Origin of the sequence: Advenella incenata (assembly GCF_004217095.1) — a bacterium.
In the GTDB taxonomy this organism is placed as follows: Bacteria; Pseudomonadota; Gammaproteobacteria; order Burkholderiales; family Burkholderiaceae_B; genus Advenella; species Advenella incenata.
The window spans coordinates 553,849-579,103 of record NZ_SHKO01000002.1 but is presented as its reverse complement, the minus strand read 5'-3'; the positions used below and the strand labels follow the sequence as shown (position 1 = coordinate 579,103).

Sequence of the window (25,255 nt, the reverse complement as noted above, 5' to 3'; positions counted from 1 at the left end):
CGGCTGCTACACCGTTACGTGATGCCCTGCTCTTTTTTCCTTGAATTGCGAAGGTGATACGCCCGTAAGCTGCTTGAACTGACGACTGAATGCGCTGTGGTCCGTATAGCCGCAACGGGCAGAGATCTCGGTAATGGTCATATTCTGATCCAGCAGACGCAGTGCATGCTCCAGGCGGGTTTTCTGAATGAATTGCAGCGGGGTCATATGAAATATTTTCTTGAAGTTGCGCTCCAGCTGTGACATCGATAACCCTGAAATATCGGCCAGCGTTTCCATGCGGATCACCTGATCAAAATGCGTACGCACATAACTTTCTACTTTCTCCAGTCTTTCATTGGTGCCGGGCTGATTCAGCTCGTCCGACTGAATATCGACGGACACGCCCGCCATTGCAATAATCTGGCCGCAAGCACCGTATATAGGCATTTTGTGCGTCAGGCACCAGCCAAGCTCACCTGAACTGTAAAAGTGCAGTTCAAGCTTGTCGGCAATGCAATCGCCGGTATGCAGCACACGATAATCCTGCTCCGTATATTCGTTACCCTGTCGCGTATTGAACACCTCACGCGATGGCTTGCCCAGCACATCTGCCACACACTCAAGACCGCAGCGCTTGGCCAAAGTCTGATTGACCAGAACATACTCTGCGCGCGTGTTCTTGATAAAGAATACAACATTGGGTAATGCATCGAAAATCGGCGCGAGAATCGACAGATGACACAACAGCGCTTCCAGGTTCTGCGGCCGAAAGTTTTCAGCCACCGCAGTGACCAGCGCTGAAATGGGTGCAGCGTCAGAGGGCCCGCCTGACAGCTGCGGATCGCGTCTCGATAAGGAAAGTTCATTTGCCATTTGCATTTTTCATTCTGTCCGCGTTGCAGCCGCAAGCAGATTCGGATTCGGGAAAATCCTGATCATTTTCCGCAAGCGGTGCATATTGCCGATGTTACCACCGCCCTGCAAACCCGGCTATGCAGTTTTCGACAGAGAAATGGAGAAAACGGTCAAGACAGGTATTGCTATTTCGATCAAGCTAATAAGAACTCGATGAACATTCATCCCTTTTCTGTTTAAGCGAATACACCATTTATGCATGATCGATATACAAAACTACACGTCATCGATTCCCATACTGAAGGAGAACCGACCCGATTGGTCTACCAAGGATTTCCCGGTCTGGGTAACGGCTCCATGGCAGATAAGCTGGATCTATTCAAAGAAAAATACGATATGCTGCGCCGGGCAATTATCCTGGAGCCGCGCGGCAACGACATACTGGTCGGCGCATTGCTGTGTGAACCGGTAGATGCGCAAGCGACTGCCGGGGTCATTTTCTTCAATAACAGCGGGTATCTGGGCATGTGCGGACATGGCACCATTGGTCTGATCGCATCGCTCGCGTATCTGGGACGCATTCAGGCCGGGGAGCACACGATCGAGACACCGGTAGGCAATGTCCATTGCACCCTGCATGAGGACGGCAGTGTATCGGTGCGCAATGTGCGATCCTGGCGCTATCGCAAGGACGTCACGGTACAGGTGCCGGGAATCGGCCCGGTCACAGGCGATATAGCCTGGGGCGGCAACTGGTTTTTCCTGGTGAACCAGGCGCTTGCCAATATTCATATTGACAATGTCGATCAGCTGACCCACGTCAGTTGGGCCATTCGACAGGCGCTTACCGCCTCTGGCATTACCGGAGAAAATGGCGGTGATATCGATCATATCGAACTGTTCGGCCAGACCGCATCGGCCGATAGCCAGAGTTTTGTTCTGTGCCCGGGCAAGGCCTATGATCGCTCACCTTGCGGAACGGGAACAAGTGCCAAACTCGCGTGTCTGGCAGCAGACAGGTTGCTTGAACCTGGGCAAAGCTGGCGCCAGGCCAGTGTGATCGGCAGCCATTTCACTGCCTATTATCGCCCGGACGTCAGCGGCGACGGCATCGTGCCGGTGATCCGTGGCAATGCCTATATGTGCGCCGAAAATTGCCTGATTCTCGATGACCATGATCCTTTCAAATGGGGAATCGCTGCAGCATGAACACCGCTCTCCCTCTCACTGCGGCCTTACCACGCTCCGGGTATTTTCGGACATGACCGGCACGTCGTCTTGCACTCGCGTAATTATCATTGGCGCGGGCATCATCGGCCTGAGCATTGCAGTGAGTCTGCAACGCGCAGGCGTGCAAGTGGTGTTGCTGGAGGCAGACAAAGCCGGTGGCGGCGCCTCTTGTGGCAATGCTGGCCATATTGCCATTGAGCAGGTTTTCCCCATTGCCGATCTGGCTATTGTCCGGCAATTGCCACGCATGCTGCTGGACCCCATGGGTCCGTTGCGACTGGACTGGCGCTATCTTGCGCAGATCATGCCGTGGTTTTTCAAATTGCTGGCAAATATGCGTCCCGCGCGCGCCGAGCAGATCCATCAGGCCTTGCTGGCGCTGAACCAACAGAGCCTGAACGCATGGCAAACGTTCTCAGATGAATGGGAGTTGTCGCAATGGATACGAATTCAGGGATCTTTGTTGGTGGCAGAAAACCCGAAGAGCATCGCCGGATTACAGCAGCATGGTGCACGCCTTAGCGCCATGGGCATTGCCAATAACTGGCTGGATACGAACGCATTGCGCGAACGCGAGCCCGCACTGGCAGCAAATCAGCTGGGCGCGCTTTTCTACCCTCAGACCGGCCATGTGACAAACCTGAATGCGGTGACCGGACAGCTCAAGACTGCATTCATGCAAATGGGCGGACAGCTACACGAAGGCTGCAAGGTTTTGCAGGCAGCCGTTCAGGATGATCACTCCGTGCGATTGCATACGTCATCAGGCCAGTGGTGTGCAAAGCATGTTGTCGTTTGTGCAGGTGCCCATTCCAGACCGCTGGTGCGCCAGCTCACAGGCGTAGATGTGCCACTGGACACCGAGCGTGGCTATCACCTGATGCTGCCGAACGAAACAGCTCGATTGTCTGTCCCGGTATCGAGCATTGACCGGCATTTCATCATGACGCCAATGCAAGAGGGGCTGAGGCTGGCCGGGACCGTGGAGTTTGCCGGTTTGCAGGCACCACCCAACATGCAGCGCGCGCAGCAATTGCTGCAACTGGCTCAGCCGATGATGAACGCCCCGCTGGATGATTCGGACGCAACATCCTGGATGGGCTTTCGTCCTTCTATTGCCGATTCGCTACCGGTCATCGATCGGCAGGGGCCGGTGCTGCTGGCGTTTGGTCATCAACACCTGGGACTGACCCAGGCTGCCGTTACGGCTGAACTGATCCAGGCACTGTACTTCAATACCGAGCCGGGCATTGACATACGCCCCTATCGCTTACACCGTTTTAGCTGCGCAGAAACTTCGTTTTAGCTGCGCAAAAACTCCGTTTTCACGCATCTCATCAAAAAGGAGCAACACAATGAATCTGAACGGCATTCTGGTACCCATGGTTACACCGTTTGACTCGAATAACAAAGTCGATACCGCCCGTCTGCAAGAACTGGCACTGGCCTATATCGACAAAGGAGTGACCGGCCTGGTGGCCTGCGGCACCACCGGGGAATATTACACTTTTTCGGAAGAGGAACGCGCCGCGGTCTTGCAGACAATCGCCCAGGCAGGCAAAGGCAAGGCGACATTAATCGCAGGAATCAGCGACCTGTCCGCCGAGGTAGCGATACGCCGTGCACATGAGGCCAAGCGCCTGGGCTACGATGGTCTGATGCTGTCGGTACCGCCCTATAGCCTGCCCAGCCAGGAGGGAATCATTGCATTTTTTGAATATGTCGCGTCAGCCACAGACTTGCCTATCATCATGTACAACTTCCCTGCGCGTGTCGGCGTCGAAATCGAGTTCGAGACGGTAGCGCGCCTGGCACGCCATCCCAACATCAAGGCAATCAAAGAAAGCAGCGGCAATTTCAGTCAGGCATTACGCATGATCCAGGCCAATTTCGATGATTTCCAGGTGATTTGCGGTTGTGATGATCAGCCAGTCGACTATTTTTTCTGGGGCGCCACCAGCTGGATTGCAGGTGCCGCGAATGTTTTCCCCGACGAACAAATTGCCTTGTTCAACGCAGCCGCCAGCAAGGATTGGGACACGGCAAAAAAAATCATGACCGATATGTATCCGGCCATCCACTCCATGGAATCTGGCAACTACAACCAGAAGGCCAAGATCGGCTGCCTGCGCGGCACCTTCGATGCCGGCAATGTCCGTCTGCCGCTGGTCAATCTGTCAGACAGCGAGAAGCAGGAATTTCTTGCGCTGCTCAAATAAACCGGAGCGAGAGATGACATTGAGCAAAGACACCATTTTTGAACAGGCGGCCCGGGCAGAACTCTGGGCCGGCCACCTGATCCCGAATTACACCAGTACAGGTGGCAAACTGGAGAACCGCAGTCCGATCGACAATACGGTGATCGGCCATATTGCCGACGGTGAGGCTCACGACATGGATGCGGCAGTAGCCGCTGCGCGCGCTTCGTTTGTGTCGGGTGAGTGGTCGCAGCTTGCGCCGGCAGAACGAAAGCAAATCATGTTGCGCTGGGCCGCCCTGCTCCAGGAAAATCTGGAAGAACTGGCGGCGCTCGATTGTATCGATGCAGGCAAGCCGATTACTGAATGCCTTAACACCGATATGCCGGCCACTATCGAGACATTTTACTGGTACGCAGAAATCATCGACAAACTGTTCGACAAGGTTGCACCTACCGGAAAAGAGGCATTGGGCCTGGTTGTCAGGGAACCCATGGGCGTCGTGGGCGTTGTCCTGCCATGGAATTTTCCTGCCCAGATGTTCGCCTGGAAAGTGGCGCCCGCACTGGCTGCAGGCAATTCAGTTGTGGTCAAGCCGGCAGAACTGACCTCGCTCAGCGCCTATCGCATGGTGCAACTGGGGCATCAGGCAGGCGTGCCGCCGGGTGCGCTCACACTGGTTTGCGGCCTGGGGGAAAAGGTAGGCGAAGCACTGGGCCGACATGATGACGTCGACATGGTCTCCTTTACCGGCTCCACTGAAGTGGGTCGTTATTTTCTGCACTATTCAGCCCAAAGCAATTTGAAGGAAATCGTGCTCGAGTGCGGCGGCAAAAGCCCGCAGATCGTTTTCGAAGATGCCGATCTGGATGCCGCCGTGCCATCCATCCTTGCTGCCGCGTTCTGGAACATGAGTGAGAATTGCAGTTGTGGATCCCGGCTGATTGTACACGCGTCTATTAAAGATGCCCTTCTGGCCAGACTCAAGGCGGGACTGGCCGACTGGAAAGTGGGCGATCCGCGCGATGCGACAGTTGCCATCGGTCCAATGATCGAACAGGCCCATTTCGATAAGGTCAAAGCCTATCTGGACAAAACGCTGGCCCAGGGAGGCTCGCTGGTTGCAGGCGGCACTATTTACGAAGACCAGGGAAGCGGATGGTATATCGAACCGACCATTTTCGACAATATCACACCTGAAATGGCCCTTTTCCAGGAGGAAGTATTTGGCCCATTGCTGGCAGTGACCAGTTTCAGCACGGACCAGCAGGCCATTGAGCTTGCCAACAACTCCAGCTACGGACTGGCCGCCTCTTTTTACACGCGCAGCCTAAGCCGCGCCCATCACGTTACCCGGGCAATCAAGGCCGGCACAGTGTCGGTTAACGGCTTCTCGGAAGGCAGCATTGCAACGCCTTTTGGCGGCTATAAGCAGTCCGGTTTCGGTGGTCGGGACAAGGGTGTAGAGGCGCTTGACCAGTATTTGCAGACCAAAACTATCTGGTATGTGAACTGACTGCATGACACGGCAAACCGGTTAGTCCGGTCTGCCTTTTTTTTACCCACTTAATTACAAAAACTACGCTGGCAGAACGTGCCGCGAACGCTTGCAAAGGAGAATTCAATTATGGAGCAACTCGTCAATACCCTGGTCGGGTATATCTGGGGGGATACCCTCGTGTATCTTGCATTGGGTGTGGGTCTTTACTTTACTATCATCACCCGCGCCGTTCAGTTCAGATATTTTTTCGAAATGATGCGATTGTTGCGCGAGCGCAAGGAATCTGCCGATGGCATCTCGTCCTTTCAGGCATTTTGCATGGCCCTATCGGGCCGCGTAGGTGTGGGCAATATTGCAGGGGTAGCCACTGCCATTGCGGCAGGCGGGCCGGGCGCCGTGTTCTGGATGATTGTGATGGCATTGCTGGGCGGCGCCAGTGCATTTATTGAATCGACCCTGGCTCAAGTGTACAAGGAGCGCGCAGACGATCAATATCGTGGCGGCTCACCCTACTATATCGAAAAAGGCCTGGGGCTAAAGGCTTTCGCAGTGGTGGCGGCCACGGTCATTTGCCTTTCCTATGGCGTGCTGGTGCCTGGCATCCAGGCCAACACCATTGCCGAGTCCTTTTCCACCGCCTTCGGACTGCCTTCGTACATCACAGGCGCCATTGTGACTGCGTTACTCGGCTTGATCATCTTTGGAGGCATCAAACGTATTGCCCGGGTTGCCGATAAGGTCGTACCGGTCATGGCGATTGCCTATGTCATATTAATGGCGATCATTCTGGGGTCGAATGCCGAAAAGATTCCCGCACTGCTGCAGCTTATTGTCAGCAGCGCTTTTGGCGCTGATGCCGTTTTCGGCGGCATTGTCGGCACGGCCATTGCATGGGGCGTACGCCGGGCGGTATTTTCCAACGTCGCCGGCGCAGGTGAAGCCACCTTCAGCTCGGCTGCTGCGGAAGTCTCGCATCCGGCCAAACAAGGACTGGTACAGGGCTTTTCAGTCTATATCGACACGGTCATCGTATGCACCGCTACGGCATTGATGATCCTGATTACGGAGTCATACAATGTCCTGCCGCCCGGTGCGACATCGCCGCTGGTTGAACATGTACCAGGACTGGTTGCCGGCACTGCGTATACCCAGGCGGCGGTATCCACCGTATTTGCAGATTATGGCAGCAGTTTTGTCGCCATTGCGATCTTCCTGTTTGCCTTTACCACGCTGATGGCTTACTACTACATCGCAGAAACCACCATGGTGTACCTGGACAGTAAACTGCGCTATCCGATCCTGAAAGTCGTATTGAAAATTGTGTTTCTCGTAGTCGTTTATTTGGGCAGCGTCCAGTCGGTCAGCCTGATGTGGGGCCTGGGTGATATCGGGTTTGGCAGCATGTGTTACCTGAACTTTGTAGCCATTGTCCTGTTGAGCAAACCGGCAATCAAGGTGCTCAAGGATTATGATCGTCAGAAAAAAGCCGGCCTGGATCCCGTATTTGACCCTCGGGTAGCTGGTGTAGACAATGCAGATTTCTGGATTGAGTATAGTGAAAAAGCCAATAAATCCCGTTAACCGGGTCTTCCTGGCAAGGGCAGCGGCGCGCACTGATGGCCTGCACAGCAATAGGAGCAGATTGCTGATGGAACAGGCAAACAGGCCCGCCACGCCTGCTTTTGCAGCGAATCAAAACGTTACATCTACTCATTATTCCAAATGAAATAGCCGATTGAATGGTGTTAGTATAAAAAGTCGATTTGGTGCTGCAGGAGCCTGTCGTTCACCACAAACCTGTCGCAACGGGCATTTACAGGTATCTTTTTGCCTGTCGCCGTTAAAGAAAGGAGTTTCATATATGAGTAACACATTATTGAGAAGCAAAACTGCCGCCGCTTTTTTCGCAGTCAGTGCCGGTCTTGGCTCTGCCATGTTTCTCGCCAATAGCGCCGCGGCCCAGACAACGAATCAGGGTACCGGCCAGACCATGGAACAACCATCAGGACAGGCAGCACCGTCCGCAGGCGGCCAGGGCATGCCGTCGGCCGCCATGCCATCGGCTGGTGGAGAAATCCCGCAAGATCAACTGGTCAAGCTCGATCTGAACAAAGATGGCGCTGTTGCCAGAGAAGAATACAATCAGGCCATGGCTGCCGCATTCAAAAACCTGGACAAAAACAGCGACAACGCGCTGACGCCTGAAGAAGTCGGAACCATTCTGACGCCGGAGCAGTTTGCCGCAGTTGATGCCAACAAGGATGGCAAGATCAGTAATGAAGAAATGGTCACACAGGTCACCAGTGATTTTGATGCTGCTGACACCAATAAAGACGGCCAGCTCAAATAACAGACGCCCGGGCAAACCGGGCTTCACTCATAAAGGCCACGGCTGACAACACTGACGCGGCCGAAAGAACCCCACCGTGCTGACAGTACGGTGGGGTTCTTTTTTAGGCCGGGGTCCAGGAAGGTGCAGGCAACGGTGACTGAGGCCCGCCATTTCCATGGTTGCTCACGACAGGCCTGCAAGCAGCACATAGCCGATCGCCAGCAACCCCGTCCCGCACATAGCGCCCGAATCGCTTGTCTTTAAAGAACCATCAAATTACTGTAATATGGTTCACCTTTGTTTTCTCTGGCAATTATCACAATGATAATAACGTTGGCTGTCATTGTCATCGCCGTTTTTATCTGGGGCGCGCTGGCGTTATGGGTGCAATTTACCCGCCAGAAAACGCGCCGCGGATTGCTGATCGCTCTGTGGGCACTGGTCAGCGCGCTCTTTGTAGCTGCCCTGCTCAAGCCAGCCATCGAACCCCTGCAAACCATCGCCGGCATCACCTATACCCTGTCGATACTGGCGCTGGTGTACTGGTGGCGAAGTATTCGTGCCTCCAACGATCGCAACTGGATACCCGATGTATCCCGCCAGGTGCACGGCTCGCTAGCCGGCAATACCATGACCATTGAAAACGTACGCAATTTCATCTGGCATTCTCCCGAGCACTTTACCGAACAATGGGAGACCAGGCAGTACGACTTGAGCAAACTGGCATCGGTGGATCTTGCCCTGTCCTACTGGAGCGGCCCGGCCATTGCGCATGCACTGGTTTCTTTCGGTTTCAGCGATGACCAGTATCTGGTTTTTTCAGTCGAGATCCGCCGGAAAGTCGGCGATGCTTTCTCCGAGCTGGGCGGCTTTTTCAAAATGTACGAATTGAGCATTGTCGCCGCCGATGAAAAGGATGTGCTTTTCGTGCGCAGCAATATCCGTCAGGAAGACGGTTATTTATATCGTGTGCATATGGCGCCGGCGGCACGGCAATCGCTGCTGCTGGCGTATCTGGACGAAGCCAACCGGCTGGTTCACACGCCACGCTTTTATCACACCATCACGGGCAATTGTACGACGTTGATATTCCGGATGATGGATCGCATTGTGCCCGGGCTGCCACTGAACTGGCGACTGCTGGCTTCTGGCTACCTGCCAGAGTATCTGTACAAGGTCGGCGCCTTGCAGGGTGCCGATTCGATCAAGGAATATCGTAGCCGCGGACGCTATACAGATCGGGCGCGTGCCATGCCGGATAGCAGCAACTACTCTGGCGTCATCCGCGACGGTGTGCCAGGCATCTGAATCGCAGCGTGAAACGGCTCGGCGCGGTCACGATGAAGCACAAGGCAGCAGGCAGGATCGGCTATGAAGAGCAGCGATGAGGATCGTAAATGACAATTCTCAATATGATCAGACAGGGCCGCCATGGACCGGGGTATTTTCCAGCGCATGGCCCAGCGTGCAGATCGGCTTACCCCGAAATAGAGATATTCGAGGCCTTGCTCATCCGCAGCAAACGGGCAAACCACGGTGTGCTGACCGGGTGCACCACAGCACGCAATGCCCGTGCGTAGTCCAGCGTCAGGCCTGGCGTCCATGCCATGGTGGTCGCGCGTTTCCTGATCTGGGCCGCAATCCATAATTCGGGCATGACCATGACCCGTAACACCTCTTGCCAGGAGCGCGAGGCCCTGTCATGCAGTGCACCGTCCAGCGCAGCCTCCAGCGCATAACTGACTGAACTGGAACAATTGCGGTAAGTCAGATTGTAAATTTCATGCTGCCTATACTCCTGCCAGAACCGCTGCAAGCCGTCCGGATTGTAGGCATTGAATTTTACCTGCCAGTTTGATGGGCACCACGCCTGTGATTCCGTGCTGTAATCAGGCTGGAATTGTCCCGGAACATCGTTATCGCGGGTCGCCTTCAGAATGCGAAAGAACTCGGAGGGTGAGCGGTCAATATCGGTACCGGGATAAAGGCTGATATAGGTATCGGGCAACATCTCCAGCGCCGCATGCCCCGTAGAGATCACGCCATTGATATCCACTGCCGCTATATACCGGTTAATGACCGGACGCGGCACAGGCGCGCCTTTGGATGAGCCTTCGGGGGTCCAGACATGCACCGTCAAGGGTTCGTTCTGGGTCTGCCCGGACGGCGCGCTGTCATTGACAGGCCGGGACAACTGCGATTTGCGGATTTTGGGCAGCACGTCCGAAGGCAGGAACAGATCAAATACGGATGTACCGTCCTTCAACTGACGCGCCCTTAAGAACACATTCAGCGTAACAATACCGCCCATCATGAGAGTAATACCGATGAAGACGGAAATGGTTGCCGAATAATGACTGGGATAGGGGCCGAACATAAATAGGGCAAAACCGATTTTTGCCAGACCGAACCCGAATGCGGTACGCCAATTGGGAAACCGAACCACCCATGCCGATGCCATCTGTAATAGGCCCATCACAAAATAAGCCATGCCCAGGATAATGGAAAGCAGCATATTGCTAATGGTTTCATTGGCAAGGATCAGCAGCGAAATCAGGAAAAAACCGCCACCCTTGAAATACAAGACCGCTTTTTGCGCGCCAATACCACTGGAGGCCACGCTCAGCGTAATCACGCTTTCGATCAGTAGCAGCACACCGAAAAGCCTCAGTGGGAAGTAACGCACGCCATCGAACGCATCCACGAAAATCACCAGCCCGACCACAAGCCATAATAAACCCATGATGCCCAGCAAGTATGCATTACGGCGAACGAAATTGGCGCCAAACAACAGCAGAGCAATTTGTATCATGACACGCTCCAGCCAACCACAACACAAGCACTGGATTTTCTCATCATGATTGTCCCCCTTGTCCAACAAGCCAGGTTCCAACCAGAATGGCTTTGTCCGGCTCACTGATAAGCACGGGCGCGGTCGCGCGGATCCGCACCCAGTCGCTTGCCGACGATTTCAATCGAAATTCGGCTGCCTGCTCAATACCAGATTTGTCGCTACCGGTTGCCAGCATGCTCGCCAGTGCAGCGCGGTCATCGGGGTGCGCCATGGCCAGGATCTGTGTTACGCTGCCCATCGTTTCCTGGTCCGTGCCCAGCGCCTCGTGGATGCGGCCGTCCCAGTCCATATGCCCGCTGACGGCATCCAGGCGGTACATGAAAGCCGTTTCCTGGCGCTGCTCCTGAACCGCGCCATAACGCTTGACTGTCTGAGTAAAGACGCGCAGAAAAACGATTAGCAGTGCGGTGCCCACCAAATAACACTGCGCCAGCAAAAGCGACTCGCCCGGACGCAGCGATTTGAGGAAAAACGGTCCCGTGCCTTGCGAAGAATGGTAGATAACGATAGCGCCCAGCAATAGCAGCGCCAGCGAGCCCATGCGGTTACCGCAGGAAATGGCTGCGACCACCGCCAGAACGATCGGGATTCCGGTTAGCGCAAATATCAGCGTGGCTCGCCAGGGTGCCTGCCCGCGTGCCATGTTCAACTGCTCGGCATCGAATATGTACCATGCACAAATTACCATCAATACCAGGGCCGCCGTTCCCACCACGATCGCTTTGGCTCCGGGAATTGTATTGCCAAGCTGATAGCCGCGCAGCCCCATCACGACAGCGGTCAGGTATAGCACGCCCGAGGCATGTGCACCCCACCAGACCCAGACCAGTTCGTCAAACGGCGCATTGTCAAACAATGTCAGCCAGCCGGCACTAAGGACCGCGGCAATTGCACTGATGACAAAAGTGGCGACAATCCAGCGCAGAACAATCTGCAGGCCATCTTTGTTGTGTGCATACCGGCACACGATCCAGGCGGTGATCAAGTCCGAGGCCAGCGTGATGATCGCAAGCGCCACGGCGATAGGGATATCATGGTCGAAATTGACGTCTGCGGTCAGTTGGGCAATAAAAAACGCCGCTGCCAGCCAGGGCCAGCGACGATAATCGCTGACCAGAAAAGCGGCCACGCCAATGCCTGCGGGAAACCAGACAAAACCCACGTGCGAGAGCGGATCGTCCAGCATCAGGGAAATATAAGCCGCTACCCAGTACAAGAGACCCCATCCAAGGACAGAGGCGGCAGCGCGGCTTTTTGACTCGAACACAGGCATACGTTCCCGTTATATTTTGATCACATTTTGCAATGCATGCAATATATCACGGACGTGATGGTAAGAGAATGGGCAACTTCCTTGCGCGCCCTGCTATTGCGGTACCAGGCGCTGCGCCGCCTTGCTTATCCGCGATCGGCGATTCGCCATACTGGGCGACATGCGCCGGGTTACTTCATCCAGAACCACGGCGGGCGCCCGTTCCGGTCTGCCAGCGTCAAACGGCGGCTGCGGCGCGTACTCCAGCCCCAACTGAATCATTTGCGCGGTGCGCTCGTCAAATAATTCACTGATCACCGTAAGCGCAAAATCAATACCGGCGGTCACACCGCCTCCCGTAATGATATTACCGTCCTGAACTACCCTGCCTTCATCGGCAATGGCACCAAAGGCCGGCAACTGGTCACGCCATGCCCAGTGACATGCAGCACGCCTGCCCTTGAGCAAACCAGCAGCGCCCAGTATCAGCGAACCCGTGCACACCGAGGTCACATATGTGGCTGCCTGCGCCAGACGCCTGATGCAGGCCATATATTCATCTGATTCCATCGCCTCGGCGCACCCGACGCCACCAGGTACACACAGGACATCGCAGCGACTCACCTGTTCCAGGTCATGCAATCCGGAAAAAACAAGCCCGTCGGCGCTGACAGGCTGGGCGTCGATTGACGCCACAATCACCTCGGTGTCGGGCAAGCGGGAAAAGAATTGATGTGGGCCTGTGAAGTCCAGTTGGGTGACGCCCTGGTAGAGCGGTATGACAATGGTAATGGGTTTGACATCAGGTTCAGCCATGACGTTCTCCAAAAAAGTAATGGTTCGTGATCAATGCAGTCTAACGCAGCTATACTTGTCCTGAATGACGTATTACCAACCTTTTCAGCCAATATGAAGATCGCCTTCTACATATTTCCAGACTTTCAGCTGCTTGATCTGTCCGGTCCGCACACCGCGTTCCAGATCGCCAGTACGCGCCAGGCACCTTCGCCCTACACGATTTCATTGCTGTCGGCGACCGGTGGGGCCATTACCAGTTCCGGCGGTGTGAGCGTCTTGTCTGAAAAACTTGAAAACCAGGCACCCGATACACTGATTGTCTGCGGCGGTCAGGGCGTTGGCGCATTACTTGAAGATGAAACCGCGATGCAGCGGCTTGACGATGCGGCAGCAAAATCGCGGCGTATTGCGAGTGTCTGCACCGGCGCGTTCATTCTTGCGCACCTGGGGCTGCTCAATCAGAAGCGAGCGACGACACACTGGCAGCAAGTGGCGCGCATGCAGAAAACATATCCGCATGTCCGCATGGATGGCGACCGGATTTTCGTGCGCGACGGCAATATCTGGACCTCCGCAGGCATCACCAGCGGCATCGACCTGGCGTTGGCGCTGATCGAACAAGACTGCGGCAGTATCATGTCACGTGATGTGGCGCAGCATATGGTGGTATCCCAAAGGCGAGCTGGCGGCCAGTCGCAGTTTTCGCCCATTTTGCAGATGGAGCCGGAAACGGCACGTATCAGGAAGGCAATGGATTATGCACAACAGCATCTGCGCGAGATAAGGGATATGGAGCAGCTGGCCGCAATTGCATGTTTGAGTGTGCGTCAGTTCAGCAGAATGTTCAAGGCTGAGACGGGAGAGACGCCGGCACGGGCGATCGAACGATTAAGAATAGAAGCGGCCCGCAGCCGACTTGAGTCGGGCACCGGCAATATCCAGCAGATCGCAGCAGCCGTCGGCTTTGGGACCCAGGAGCGCATGCGCCGTGCTTTCATCCGCTGGACGGGTCATCCCCCGCAGGTCATCAGAAGACGCATGCTTGCAGCTGAGCGGCGCTGATTAGAGACGGGGCGCCCCTGAGCTTGACGGCGACCGCGCTTGCATTGACTTGGCGCCCGTGCAGCTGTTGCCATCACAAAAAAATTAACCCGATTGCTTTTTGACCATCTCGCGAATTTCCTGCAAATTCTGGGTCGCCCTTTCACTGATGCTGGCCATTGCTTCGGTCTGCGATTGACGCGCTATCTCGGCCAGCTCTTTCATATCAACCAGTGCTTTTTCATAGGCCTTGCGCGCCAGTTCGGTTTGCGCAGCAGGGTTGGTGCCGGCCGTGCCGACTGAGCCCTGAATATCGGCCATCGCCTGGCGAAACATCTCGGCCTGCTTGGCGGCAAGCGCCTGCATGCCTTCATACACAGCCTTGTTGGCCTGCACCAGCGCTTCCACATCTTTGCGGCGTGCATCTGCGATCGCAGAAAGATCCAGTCCCGGAACCTGAAACTGTTCATACATTTTGCTCAGTTCAGCAAAAGGGTTAGCTGCGCTCTGGTTTGCGTCGTCTTTCGTACTTTTAGCCATGGCACGTCTCCTTGTATATAGAAATATAGCAATGAACTTCACACTAAATTAACATGAAACGCGCGTACGCGGGAAAATGATGCCTGTCATACGGGTCAACCCGCTTTGCCTAGCGCTCGAACTGGTCTTTCAATCCCGTCCAGCAATCAATATAGTTTTTATCCAGCTCGGGCCCCTGCATTGCAAACTGGGTGGGCACAAAACGGTACCGGCTTTCAAACATGAATGCCAATGTGTTATCCAGCTTCTGCGGCTTGAGCTCGGCAGTGGTTGCCTTGCCATAGGACTCCTCATCCGGACCGTGAGGCACCATGCAGTTGTGCAAACTGGCGCCGCCCGGCTTGAATCCGCCCGGCTTGGCATCATATTGGCCATACACCAGTCCCATGAATTCGCTCATGAAGTTGCGATGAAACCATGGCGGACGGAAAGTGTCTTCCATCACCAGCCAGCGCGGCGGAAAAATCACAAAATCGCAGTTGGCGGTGCCCGGCGTGTCACTGGGCGAAGTCAGGACAGTGAAAATGGATGGATCAGGGTGATCGTAACTGATGGAACCGATCGTCATGAAGTGCGCCGTGTCGTACTTTACCGGGCTCAGATTGCCATGCCAGGCCACGACATTGAAAGGCGAGCTGTGCAGAGGCACACGCCAGAGACGACCACCGAATTTTCGGATCAGTTCATACTCGCCTGCCGTATCTTCAAAAGCAGCAACCGGCGCCAGAAAGTCGCGCGCATTGGCCAGGCCGTTGGAGCCGATGGGCCCCAACTCCGGCAAACGGAACTGGGCCCCGTAATTCTCGCAGACATAGCCCCGGGCCGGCTGCCCGGCTCCCTCGATTGGCTCGACTTTGAACGCAACCCCGCGTGGAATAATGACAATTTCCCGTGGCTGAACCTGCAGCAGACCCATTTCGGTTGTGATCAGCAATGTTCCCTGTTGCGGCACGATCAGCATCTCACCGTCTGCATTGACCAACGCTCGTCGGGCCATCGGGCGATCGGCAATATAGATATGGATCGCCACACCGCTTTGCGCATCGGCCCCCCCATTGGCCGCAATGGTTCGCATGCCGTCAATAAAGTCAGCCTGGGGATTGTCGTTGTTCCAGGGTGCCCAGCGCAATGGCTCGGGAGGCAGGGCAATCGTGGGATCAGCCCCCGTTTGCCAATATGGCTGCTCGAAGGGTTGATAATGCCCGGCAACAACGGAAGGCTGACGGCGATACATCCAGGTGCGCCGGTTTTCATGGCGCGGCGCGGTAAATGCGGTCCCTGAAATGAGTTCGGTGTACAGGCCCCGCGGGCCATGCTGGGGGCTGTTCCTGCCCTGCGGCAACGCACCGGCAATGGCCTGACTGGCATACTCATTGCCAAAGCCGCTCTGGTAGGCAAGATCGTGGCCACCGCTGCAAGACACATCCTGCCGGGTGCCGGCATCAATCTGGCTGTTATGGTTCATTCGGTATGCTCCTGTAGACGGGTTATTCCACTTGTGATCATTGCGCCTGGCATGATCATCGATACTGAAAGTATAGCCCAGCGGCCACATGGCGTGATTTCTTTTGCGATAGTCTACAGCCGGCAAAGGCATGGGAAAAACCGCCTGATTCAAGCGCAAGAGGCGGAGTGTCACCAAGGCCGGATCGCAGTATAGTGACACCATTGTTTTCAAACCGGGCTCTCGAATATCATGCCCAGGCCGCCCATCTCAAGGCATCGTTATACTAGCCTGTAATATTGAAAAATCGGCCCGTAACCGGAGAAATCAGAATGACCTATTCCTATACCACCATGCCCTCTCCCCTGGGCGAGCTGACACTGGTTGCCAAAGACAACGCCCTGGCCGCCATATTATGGGAGAACGACAGGCCCGGCCGTGTGAAGCTGGGCAGCCTGCAGCGTGACAACACTCATCCCGTATTGCAGAAAACGCAAGCGCAACTAAAGGAATATTTTGCAGGCAAGCGTGATCGCTTTGAACTGGATCTGGATATGCAAGGCACGCCGTTTCAGAAAAAAGTATGGGCGCTGTTGCTGGCCATTCCTTTTGGGCAGACCCGCAGCTATGGGCAACTTGCCCAACTGGCGGGAAACCCTGCCGCCTCCCGTGCCGTTGGCGCGGCGGTCGGCCGCAATCCCGTATCCATTGTCACGCCTTGTCATCGCGTGGTGGGCAGTTCAGGCAAACTGACCGGATTTGCCGGCGGCCTGGATGCCAAGCGCACACTGTTGCAGCTGGAAAGCCAGTCAATGCCGGCGCAGTAGTCATCGGGTCATGAGCGGTGATCAGCCCCCCAACAAGCTGGATATCAATCCAACCTTCGGGGGGCGGTACAGTGCCATCTGGGTCTGACCAGTGCGCCAAAGAACAGTGCTGCGCGGCACCAGTTGAACAATCCGGTTGCGCTGTCTTCATACCGATCAACCGGTATCAGGGCGTCATTTTTCCTTCGGATATGTCCATGATCATACGCGTGGCCAGATACAAACGTGGCACGATGGTTGGAATCTGCACATATTCGGCGTTGTTCGAATGTGCGCCAAATCCGCTCAGGCCGAAGCCTTCAACCACGCCCCCGCGGCTTTTCACGGCAGCAAACGCCGCATCGGTGCCGCCACCGGTCGCTTTGTCGGCCACACTCATGTCCAGATCCAGCTCATTCTTATAAATGCCCTGGGCATGCGCGGCCAGTTTGCGACCAATCTCGCTGGCTTCAAGCGGAGGGCGTCGCACTTCGAATTTAAGCTCTACCTTGGTCTCCGGCAATAATTTGTTCTTGATTTTTTCCTGCATGGCTTTTTCCAGCGCGTCAAAATCCTGCACCTTCAATGCCCGCGCATCGGCTTGCGCGGTTGCTTCCGGTGGAATCATGTTCCGTACTGTACCCACTTTGGCCAGCGTCCAGTTTAACTTGAGGCCTTCTTCGGGTTTGGACAAGTCTTTCATTTGCAATACCTGATGCGCCAGCTCGTACAATGAATTGACACCGCCTTCGGGCCGGGCGCCTGCATGAGACGACTTGCCGTGAACTTTCAGATACGCGGCACCGATACCACTGGTTGCCAGACGCACGCCCCCGTCTTTGCCACCCCCTTCAAATGAGAATACGGCATCCTGGTCTTCTGCAAATTTCGTGATCAGCGCACGTGCGCCTGGCGAACTGATTTCCTCATCGGAGTTCAAGACCACAGTCACCGTCCCAAACTGCTTGTAGTCCAGTTTTTTCAACATATCAACCACGTGCAGGATGGCGGCCACACCTTGTTTGTCATCAGCAATACCCAGCCCATAAGCCTTGTCGCCATCAACACGAAACGGCTGGTCTTTCAGGTCGCCTTTTTGATACACAGTATCCATATGCGCAATCATCATGATTTTTGATTGCCCAGTCCCTTTGATGGTTGCATGTACTACCGGCCCGGTTTTCTCGGGCGTGTCGTCCATGCGATAGACATCCTTGGGTTCGATGATTTCGGTTTCTGCACCCAGTTGCTTAAGGCGATCAGCAGCAAACCCCGCTATTTTGGTAACCCCTTCAATATCCCGGCTGCCGGACTCAATGTGCACCAAGTCACGCAACGTATCCAGATACGCCTGCTGTTCACTCTTGGCCAGGTCATGTACTTTGGCCACGGGTGCAGCCAGGACGATGCCTGCAGCCAGGGCCAGGGCGGTGCCTGTGGCCAATTGCCATCCAGTTATGCGTGACTGTCTGGGTTTGTGTTTCATATTGTCTCCTTGAAAAACACGTTGTTAAATTTTCTTTTTTTACCGGCTTCTTTTTTACCGGCGCCTGCAGCAACGCAAGCCTGCGCGCGCTACCTTAGCGGCACTGCAAAACCGGACGGCGTGTGAGCTATACCGGCAGCGATGCGCCCGGAAGAACCAACCCGCGATGCCTTATGGATTGTTCTCTTGCAACTGTTTGATCACCGCATCGGCGACACCAACCGAAGAGGCCGGATTCTGTCCTGTAATCAGCCTGCCGTCGACAACGATATGCGGCTGCCAATCATCTGCGCTGGTATAGCGGGCCCCATGGTCTTTGAGCATATCCTCAACCAGAAAGGGAACCACATCGGTCAATCCCACTGCCTCTTCTTCTGCATTACTGAACCCAGTCACGTTTCTATCGTTAACCAGAAACCGACCCTCGGCCGTTTTCACGTGACGAAACACAGCGGGCGCATGACAAACAGCTGACACGATTTTGCCGTTTGAATAAAAGTCTTTGACCAACGCCATGACATAGCCATTTTCCGCCAGATCCCACAGGGGCCCATGCCCCCCAGGGAAAAATACGGCGTCAAACGCGCCGGCCTTCACATCGGCCAGACGTTGTGTACTTGCCAGCACTGCCTGTGCCTGCGGATCTTTCTTGAAGCGTTGGGTCGCTTCGGTCTGGGCGTCTGGCTCATCGCTTTTCGGATCCAGCGGCGGCTGCCCGCCCAGTGGAGACGCCAGCGTGATGTCGGCTCCGCTATCGAGGAACGCATAATAAGGCGCCGCAAATTCTTCCAGCCAGAAGCCGGTTGGTTTGCCAGTGGCACCCAGTTTGTCATGTGAGGTGAGGATCATCAAAATCTTCATCATATTCTCCTGTTATACCATTCAATAGTAGCATTGCGAAAAACCAGAGCCAACGAACAATCTATTATCACACGCGCCGCAAGAGCGCATTGTCAAATTGCTGAAAGATGTGCCGCCTACAATGCCACCAGCTGCACAGAACGCCTTACGCACAGACTGGAGCCATCATGAATACGCAATCGACCAATCGCAGACGCGATGCATGCAGTCTACGGATCAACAATGACGATATTGTGCTGATCGATCGCGCTGCCAGCGCTCGTGGCATGACACGCGCTGATTTTATCGTCGTTGCGGCAAGGGAAGCAGCCCGTAGCGCCTTGCATCCAGCCACCCCAGCTGCACTCACGCGCCAAGCCAATCACGAGCGTACCGGTTGATCGATTGTTTCCGTTTCACAGGTCCCGGTCAACGCCAACCGGAGCCTTTGAGTGCGGCCTGCTCTGCTGCGCGTAGCTCCACCACCGCTAGCGCACTCATTGACGTGGACGATAGGAATCCGATATCTGCCAGTAGCAGCTGCCGACCCGTCAATTTTTTGAAGCGTATGATTTTTTTTGCTGACATTTAGCTTAAAAGCGCGACCTGGCAGACCGCGTGATATCGGCGCCTGCGCCTGTTTTGCCTGCTTTTGGTGCATGTCGAAACGAATGACACAAGTTGCACTTTTTATTACACATTTTCCTGTTTTTAAGCCCTCAAGAATCTTTCTTACGGTTACGGTCTATCGGCTGCCCAACAGGGCGAGAGTATGCTTTGTGCCATGCACAATCATCCCTCACGCTGATCGTGGATCCTAGCCAGTCGGGACCCTCCACCAGGCAATTTTTCCAGGTCAACCGGGAACACCAGCCAACACATGAAAATACTGTATACCAACTTTCACACCAGCCCCGGCATCGGGGGCCATACCTCGTACATAAGCAGGCTGATCGCCGGGCTCAATCGCGATCACGATATCGCCGTTGCCGTACCGGCACAAAGCGCTCTCCACCGTATTGCAGGCACCATTGCAGAGGTCCAGGTATACGCACAAGATTACCCCAGCAAACTGCAACGCTTGCCAGCTGCAGCCGCCCACCTGCGCAATATTTTGCGTAAAGGTCGATACGATGTAGTACACGTCAACGGGACCGCCGATCATCGTCTGGTCATGCTTGCCATGTTGGGACTGCGTCGCAAGCCTGCGATCGTTTTCACCAAGCATAATGATCATGCAACAGACTCTTTCGGTTCACGGTTGCGTGCCCGCTTCGGGACTGATCACTGCATTGCCGTATGTGATTTTGTCGCCGATCGACTGGCTGGCGGCCCCTATGATCGGGCTGGCGTCACTACCGTTCACAACGGTATCAATACCGACTATTTCAGCGCCCGCAACGGCGGCGATAGCCGCTCAATGCGCCAGTCCATTCTCGGCTCGGCCGACGATTCGCGCATTCTGCTGGGTAGCAATGCCGGCACGACAGAGTACAAGGGCTGGATAGACATGGTACGGGCGCTGGCACAACTGGACCCGCGCCAGATCGATCGCCTGCATATTGCGATCGCCGGCCCGCGCGCGCCGCAAAAGCTGCTGGATGAAGTGCAACAACTTGGCATGACCAGACACATCAGTTTCGTGGGCGATCTGGACGATGTCAGATCCTTTGTCGGTGCCATCGATGTCGGGTTTGTTCTATCCTATCGTGTTGAAACAATATCGTTCGCCTGCCGTGAAATGATGGCCATGGGCAAACCAGTCATCGTGACCATGCAAGGGGGACTTCCCGAAAATATTGACGCTGAAAAGGACGGCTGGGTGATCCCGCCGCGTGATCCGCAAGCGTTGGCCGCCCTGCTGGAGAAAATCGTTCAGGGTCATTACGACCTGGGCGATATGGGGCGCGCTGCCCGCAGCAAAAGTGAACAACGTTTCGGCCAGGAAAAATTCGTCAACGCAACAGAAAACGTGTATCGCAAAGCCCTGCAAAGCCACGCACGTCCTCAGGCCGCAACCATTAGCTAGCGTTGTTTCAGGCGCCGCCACTGCCAAGGCGGCACAGGTTTTTTTTCGGCCCACAAGCCCCGACGCAAACGTCGGGCCCGATCTTCTGCATCGAGATAGGCAGTGTCTGTGACATAGTTGCGATAGGCCCATGCGTAGCCACTGGCAACCATCTGCAAATTAATATTTTTCTTGTTCAGAAAAACAGTGCCAACCACCCGCCCATATCGGTCGCGTTCGCCTGCCTGCACCATCACGGTCTTGCGATAGACTGCATCAGACAAAAACTTTTTGGCGACCCGCCCGTATGGCATACCAGATTCAGGAGCGTCAATCTGGGCCAGCCGGATTTTGTGCTGCCGCCGGGCCTTGTCCAGGATGGTCAGCGTGTCTCCGTCCGCAATCCCCACTACCCAGCCTTCAAGCCAGGTTGCCGCAAACACCGGCTGCACCGGTGCGATCACGATGATCGCGATCAGGCAACGCAATACTACAGATGTCATCGCATTAAATCCTGTCGCATGATTCACTCAAACGACAGACTCGCGCCGCGAACACAGGCGCATCCGTTCTGCGGTATTGCCGGCAGCAGCCCATGATCTGCCAGCCCTGTTGCGCATTGTACAGGCCGTTTCGGGTAAAGAAGTCACGCGCAGCTCACTCACCACTGCCCGTAGAACACACCGGCCTGCTTGTATTTATTCGTCTGTTTGTCCACTTCCTCTTCGGTCACGGTCGTGCGCCGTTTAAGGCCGGCAAACCAGTCCAGCAGCCGCTGTTTCATTTGACGCCTGATCGACTCGTACTCAGGGTGATCCCCCAAATCATTGAATTCGTCCGGATCGTTCTGCAAGTCAAACAACTGGGGTCTCTCGGTACTCCAGTAAACATAACGCCACCGGTCTGTACGCACCGACCACGCCCGGCATTCGCTTGTCGATTTGCCCAAGGTCAGTCTGGCCTCACGATAACTGTAATCCAGTTCCGAAAAGACGCAATCGCGCCAATCTACCGATTCATCATATACGAGAGGCTGAAGCTGGCGCCCCTCAACCCGATGGGACGGGATGTGCATATCGAGCGCCGCCAATATGGTCGGCACGATATCCACGCTTTCCACCAGCCTTGATTCGCGTCGGCCGCGAGTCGCATCGGCCTGCTCTGAAGGGTCATAGATGATCAGCGGAACCCGCTGCACGACATCGTAGAACAGTTCCTTCTCGCCAAGCCAGTGATCGCCCAGCAAATCGCCATGATCGGCAGTAATGATGACAAGTGTATTGTCCATCAGACCCGCGGATTCCATGTAATTGAAAAGCCTGCCCAAATGGTCGTCCAGCTGTTTGATCAGTCCCTGGTAAGCCGGACGTACCCGTGCCACGCATTCATCGCTGGAGAAACTGCGACTTTCCTCTTGCTGGCGATAGGCTTGCACCACCGGGTGCGCGTGTTCTTTTTCGTGCTCGTTCCGCCGCACGGGCAGACATTGCTGCGGCGAGTACATCGCATGATACGGAGCCGGCGCCACATAAGGCCAATGCGGCTTGACGTAACTCAAGTGCATTACCCAAGGTTTATCGCCGGCCGATTGCATATACGATATGGCGCAGTTGGTCATATAGGCCGTTTCGGAATGTTCTTCTTTTACCCGGGCAGGAAAATTAACATTGCGCATATGCCAGCCACTTTGCACCTGGCCCTGGTCATCTTCTACCGCAATGACATAGTCGGTCCACGGATCCGGGCTATCGTAGCCCTGCGCTTTCAGATAGGCGGGATAACCGCTTTCTGCCCCAGGTTCATGATGACCGTCATAGCGGTCAAGCTGTACGAAACCGCCTTGCCTCAGAAGCACGCCAAGTTCGCTCTGACCATCTATGCTCAATCGCTCCAGCCCATGGTTATCCGGCATCACGTGGGTCTTTCCTGCCAGCACCAGATCAATGTCGCGTGCCTTCAGATACTCACCCAGGGTCACTTCGTTAATGGACAGCGGCACACGATTCCATGTTGCGCCGTGCGTGGACGGATAGCGACCAGTGTAATAGCTCATCCGCGACGGCCCGCACACCCCCGAATTGACGAAGGCCTGCTCGAACAGGACGCCCCGCCTGGCGAGCTCGTCAATGTGCGTCGTCTGAAGATGGGGATGACCATAACAACTCAGATGATCGGCACGCAGCTGATCTGCCATAATGAACAATACGTTTTTTACTTTTGCCATTTCTTGTTTACTTGCCTACCTTGAAGCCGGAATCACGAACAACCGGTTCCCATTGCTGTCTGAATGCATCAATCGCCTTGCGTGTCTGTGCGGCATTGGCCTGCACCGGAACAAGATTGACCGAACGAATCTCTTTCTGAACCGTTGCGTCACCCATCGCTTTGCTGATGGCATCGCCCAGATAGGTCACCACCTCGTCGTCCATGGAGGACGGCGCAAATACGGCGTTCCAGCCGATAGCCCGGATATCGATCCCGGCCTCGTGAAAAGGCGCCACATCGGGCAAGCTCGCATCCCGCTTTTCGCTGGAAACACCCAGCACCTTCACCTTGCCGCTTTTGGCCATGGGAATGAAGGTATCCAGCGTGTCGATGGCAACCGGAATATTGGCGCCCGCCAGGTCGGTGAGCAATTGCGATGACCCTTTATAGCCGACAATTTCCGGCTTCAGCCCGAGTTTGTCGGCCAGCATGAGGCCAAAAAAGTGCGGCAGGCTGCCAGTTGCCGGCACACCGATATTGAGCTGCTGCGGATTGGCTTTGGCCCATTGCACGAACTGCTCAACTGAATTGATCTTGCTCGATGCCGGCACGCCAAGCGCAAAACTATATTCGGTGACAAGAGAAACCGGCTTGAAATCCGCTTGCGGGTTGTAATTGAGATCAGAAAAAACAATCGGCGCAATCACTGTCACTGCCGGGTTGCCCAGCATCAGAACGTTTGCGCCTTTCTTGGTTTTTTTCAGGTCAGCCGCAGCAATCCTGCCGCCGCCGCCCGGTTTGTTTTCCACGATGACGGGAACGCCAATTTCCTTGGCCAGCGCCCTGGCAACAATTCGCGCAGCGTTATCACTTGCCCCTCCGGGAACATACCCAACCGTTAATGTGACCGGTTCCGTAAACTTGGGAGTTTGCGCCCATGCTGTCATCGCTGCCGGCAGCAGCCCGACAGCCAGAAACCACGGCTTGAAGCGTACCATCATCATCTGAGTCTCCCGATTTTCGTTATGGCCCATGCCGCAGCAACAAAAGGCGCGCGGCAACAGGGTAAGGTAAGGCCATTATTCTAGCGGAATTGCAGGCCGATAGCGCGTACAGCGCGGGATGATCGACGAAGGGAATGCAATAGGGACTCCGGATGCACCCCAGGCGCTATGTGACCTGCAGTTGCGGGTTGCGGGTTGCGGGTTGCGGGTTGCGGGTTGCGGGTTGCGGGTTGCCAGCGATTTTAGTGAATGCCTGGCCCTGGCACTCGCCTTAACGGTTGTTCCGCTGTCGACAAATTCAGCACTTCGCGCAGCTCGTTACGCTGGCCCAGCAAGTCGTGCAATGTGTATTTATCCAGTACGGCCAGAAATGCCCGGGTTGCTTCACGAAACACCGACGGCAGTTTACAGGGGCCCGCGATAGCGCAGGAGGAACAATCGACCAGATCGATATCGCCTTCGGTATGACGTACCAGCTGGCCTATGACGATTTGCTCTACCGGCAATCCCAGCCTGATGCCCCCGTTGCGACCGCGCAGCGTTTCGATATAGCCCAATTGCCCCAAATGCTGCACCACCTTCATCAGGTGATTCTGCGAAATATCATAGGCACGCGCAATTTCGGCGATGGACGAAAGTCCATCGTCGCGCGAGCCCAGAAAAATCAGTACTCGCAGTGCGTAATCTGTGTATTGAGTCAGTCTCATATAGACCTCGGCATGCGCTTTGACTGTTGCAATAAATACGCAATATAACATTCATCTTACTTGCATATTAAAATTATTTGCAATAAGATGCATTTTAAATGAATGTTATAAAGACGATGCGGGCGCTCAGTTCCAAGCACGCGCCGCCCAACACATTTGAAATGTGCCTTAT

At 55.1% G+C, this 25,255-nt stretch carries 23 protein-coding genes; 11 read left to right on the top strand and 12 right to left on the bottom strand.

Annotated features, from left to right (window positions below):
• Nucleotides 1–6: 6 nt before the first annotated feature.
• Nucleotides 7–855 carry an AraC family transcriptional regulator gene (locus EV681_RS13855; RefSeq protein ID WP_130304305.1) on the bottom strand — a complete coding sequence of 283 codons (849 nt, stop codon included), beginning with the start codon at nt 853–855 and terminating at the stop codon, nt 7–9.
• Between the two features lie 237 nt (nt 856–1,092).
• Between EV681_RS13855 and EV681_RS13850 the strand changes: the two genes are divergently transcribed.
• From EV681_RS13850 to EV681_RS13820, 7 genes are all read left to right on the top strand, one after another.
• Nucleotides 1,093–2,046, top strand: coding sequence for a 4-hydroxyproline epimerase (locus EV681_RS13850; protein WP_130304304.1), 954 nt, complete (start codon nt 1,093–1,095; stop codon nt 2,044–2,046).
• Nucleotides 2,012–3,373 carry an NAD(P)/FAD-dependent oxidoreductase gene (locus EV681_RS13845; protein ID WP_242612260.1) on the top strand — a complete coding sequence of 454 codons (1,362 nt, stop codon included), beginning with the start codon at nt 2,012–2,014 and terminating at the stop codon, nt 3,371–3,373. The genes EV681_RS13850 and EV681_RS13845 overlap by 35 nt, the downstream gene beginning before the upstream one ends.
• Nucleotides 3,374–3,422: 49 nt before the next feature.
• Nucleotides 3,423–4,286: a 4-hydroxy-tetrahydrodipicolinate synthase gene (dapA, locus tag EV681_RS13840; protein ID WP_130304303.1), complete on the top strand. Its 864-nt coding sequence runs from the start codon at nt 3,423–3,425 to the stop codon at nt 4,284–4,286.
• 13 nt (nt 4,287–4,299) lie between these two features.
• On the top strand, nt 4,300–5,781 hold the full coding sequence (locus EV681_RS13835; protein WP_130304302.1) for an aldehyde dehydrogenase: 1,482 nt from the start codon (nt 4,300–4,302) through the stop codon (nt 5,779–5,781).
• A gap of 111 nt (nt 5,782–5,892) precedes the next feature.
• The gene (locus tag EV681_RS13830; protein WP_130304301.1) at nt 5,893–7,347 is read left to right on the top strand and encodes an alanine/glycine:cation symporter family protein; all 1,455 of its coding nucleotides are present in this window, start codon (nt 5,893–5,895) and stop codon (nt 7,345–7,347) included.
• A 280-nt stretch (nt 7,348–7,627) separates the two neighbouring features.
• Complete coding sequence (locus EV681_RS13825; protein ID WP_128392924.1) at nt 7,628–8,116, top strand: EF-hand domain-containing protein; 489 nt, start codon at nt 7,628–7,630, stop codon at nt 8,114–8,116.
• A gap of 303 nt (nt 8,117–8,419) precedes the next feature.
• On the top strand, nt 8,420–9,406 hold the full coding sequence (locus tag EV681_RS13820; protein ID WP_128392925.1) for an Lnb N-terminal periplasmic domain-containing protein: 987 nt from the start codon (nt 8,420–8,422) through the stop codon (nt 9,404–9,406).
• 169 nt (nt 9,407–9,575) lie between these two features.
• On the opposite strand, the gene EV681_RS13815 is transcribed toward EV681_RS13820, so the two are convergent.
• The 3 genes from EV681_RS13815 to EV681_RS13805 form a co-directional block, all read right to left on the bottom strand.
• Complete coding sequence (locus EV681_RS13815; protein WP_128392926.1) at nt 9,576–10,910, bottom strand: HdeD family acid-resistance protein; 1,335 nt, start codon at nt 10,908–10,910, stop codon at nt 9,576–9,578.
• 43 nt (nt 10,911–10,953) lie between these two features.
• On the bottom strand, nt 10,954–12,219 hold the full coding sequence (locus EV681_RS13810; RefSeq protein ID WP_165393053.1) for an MASE1 domain-containing protein: 1,266 nt from the start codon (nt 12,217–12,219) through the stop codon (nt 10,954–10,956).
• Nucleotides 12,220–12,318: 99 nt separating this feature from the next.
• Nucleotides 12,319–13,020: a DJ-1/PfpI family protein gene (locus tag EV681_RS13805; protein WP_130304299.1), complete on the bottom strand. Its 702-nt coding sequence runs from the start codon at nt 13,018–13,020 to the stop codon at nt 12,319–12,321.
• 93 nt (nt 13,021–13,113) lie between these two features.
• On the opposite strand from EV681_RS13805, the gene EV681_RS13800 reads away from it, so the two are divergent.
• Nucleotides 13,114–14,064, top strand: a complete 951-nt coding sequence (locus EV681_RS13800; protein ID WP_130304622.1) for a GlxA family transcriptional regulator — start codon at nt 13,114–13,116, stop codon at nt 14,062–14,064.
• Nucleotides 14,065–14,148: 84 nt separating this feature from the next.
• On the opposite strand, the gene phaP is transcribed toward EV681_RS13800, so the two are convergent.
• On the bottom strand, nt 14,149–14,583 hold the full coding sequence (gene phaP, locus EV681_RS13795; RefSeq protein WP_130304298.1) for a phasin family protein: 435 nt from the start codon (nt 14,581–14,583) through the stop codon (nt 14,149–14,151).
• Nucleotides 14,584–14,692: 109 nt separating this feature from the next.
• Nucleotides 14,693–16,030 (bottom strand): homogentisate 1,2-dioxygenase, encoded by a 1,338-nt coding sequence (hmgA, locus tag EV681_RS13790; protein WP_423191211.1) that lies wholly within the window; start codon nt 16,028–16,030, stop codon nt 14,693–14,695.
• Nucleotides 16,031–16,359: 329 nt separating this feature from the next.
• Here hmgA and EV681_RS13785 point away from each other — a divergent pair, with 329 nt between their 5' ends.
• On the top strand, nt 16,360–16,854 hold the full coding sequence (locus tag EV681_RS13785; RefSeq protein WP_128392930.1) for a methylated-DNA--[protein]-cysteine S-methyltransferase: 495 nt from the start codon (nt 16,360–16,362) through the stop codon (nt 16,852–16,854).
• A 166-nt stretch (nt 16,855–17,020) separates the two neighbouring features.
• Here EV681_RS13785 and EV681_RS13780 read toward each other — a convergent pair whose 3' ends face one another.
• Together EV681_RS13780 and EV681_RS13775 are read right to left on the bottom strand one after the other, a co-directional pair.
• Nucleotides 17,021–18,319, bottom strand: a complete 1,299-nt coding sequence (locus EV681_RS13780) for a M20/M25/M40 family metallo-hydrolase (RefSeq protein ID WP_130304297.1) — start codon at nt 18,317–18,319, stop codon at nt 17,021–17,023.
• A 171-nt stretch (nt 18,320–18,490) separates the two neighbouring features.
• Nucleotides 18,491–19,180: a type 1 glutamine amidotransferase domain-containing protein gene (locus EV681_RS13775; protein ID WP_130304620.1), complete on the bottom strand. Its 690-nt coding sequence runs from the start codon at nt 19,178–19,180 to the stop codon at nt 18,491–18,493.
• A 167-nt stretch (nt 19,181–19,347) separates the two neighbouring features.
• Between EV681_RS13775 and EV681_RS13770 the strand changes: the two genes are divergently transcribed.
• Together EV681_RS13770 and EV681_RS13765 are read left to right on the top strand one after the other, a co-directional pair.
• Nucleotides 19,348–19,560 (top strand): type II toxin -antitoxin system TacA 1-like antitoxin, encoded by a 213-nt coding sequence (locus EV681_RS13770; RefSeq protein WP_165393052.1) that lies wholly within the window; start codon nt 19,348–19,350, stop codon nt 19,558–19,560.
• 479 nt (nt 19,561–20,039) lie between these two features.
• Nucleotides 20,040–21,188, top strand: a complete 1,149-nt coding sequence (locus EV681_RS13765) for a glycosyltransferase family 4 protein (protein ID WP_130304296.1) — start codon at nt 20,040–20,042, stop codon at nt 21,186–21,188.
• On the opposite strand, the gene EV681_RS13760 is transcribed toward EV681_RS13765, so the two are convergent.
• The 4 genes from EV681_RS13760 to EV681_RS13745 all read right to left on the bottom strand — a co-directional run bounded on the left by EV681_RS13760 (nt 21,185) and on the right by EV681_RS13745 (nt 25,083).
• The gene (locus EV681_RS13760; RefSeq protein ID WP_128392934.1) at nt 21,185–21,670 is read right to left on the bottom strand and encodes a thermonuclease family protein; all 486 of its coding nucleotides are present in this window, start codon (nt 21,668–21,670) and stop codon (nt 21,185–21,187) included. The two genes, EV681_RS13765 and EV681_RS13760, sit on opposite strands and share 4 nt — an antisense overlap.
• 158 nt (nt 21,671–21,828) lie before the next feature.
• Nucleotides 21,829–23,391, bottom strand: a complete 1,563-nt coding sequence (locus EV681_RS13755; protein WP_128392935.1) for a sulfatase-like hydrolase/transferase — start codon at nt 23,389–23,391, stop codon at nt 21,829–21,831.
• A 7-nt stretch (nt 23,392–23,398) separates the two neighbouring features.
• On the bottom strand, nt 23,399–24,373 hold the full coding sequence (locus tag EV681_RS13750) for a Bug family tripartite tricarboxylate transporter substrate binding protein (protein ID WP_128393921.1): 975 nt from the start codon (nt 24,371–24,373) through the stop codon (nt 23,399–23,401).
• A 245-nt stretch (nt 24,374–24,618) separates the two neighbouring features.
• Entirely contained in the window at nt 24,619–25,083 is a 465-nt protein-coding gene (locus EV681_RS13745) for an Rrf2 family transcriptional regulator (protein WP_130304295.1), read from the bottom strand.
• Nucleotides 25,084–25,255: the final 172 nt, after the last annotated feature.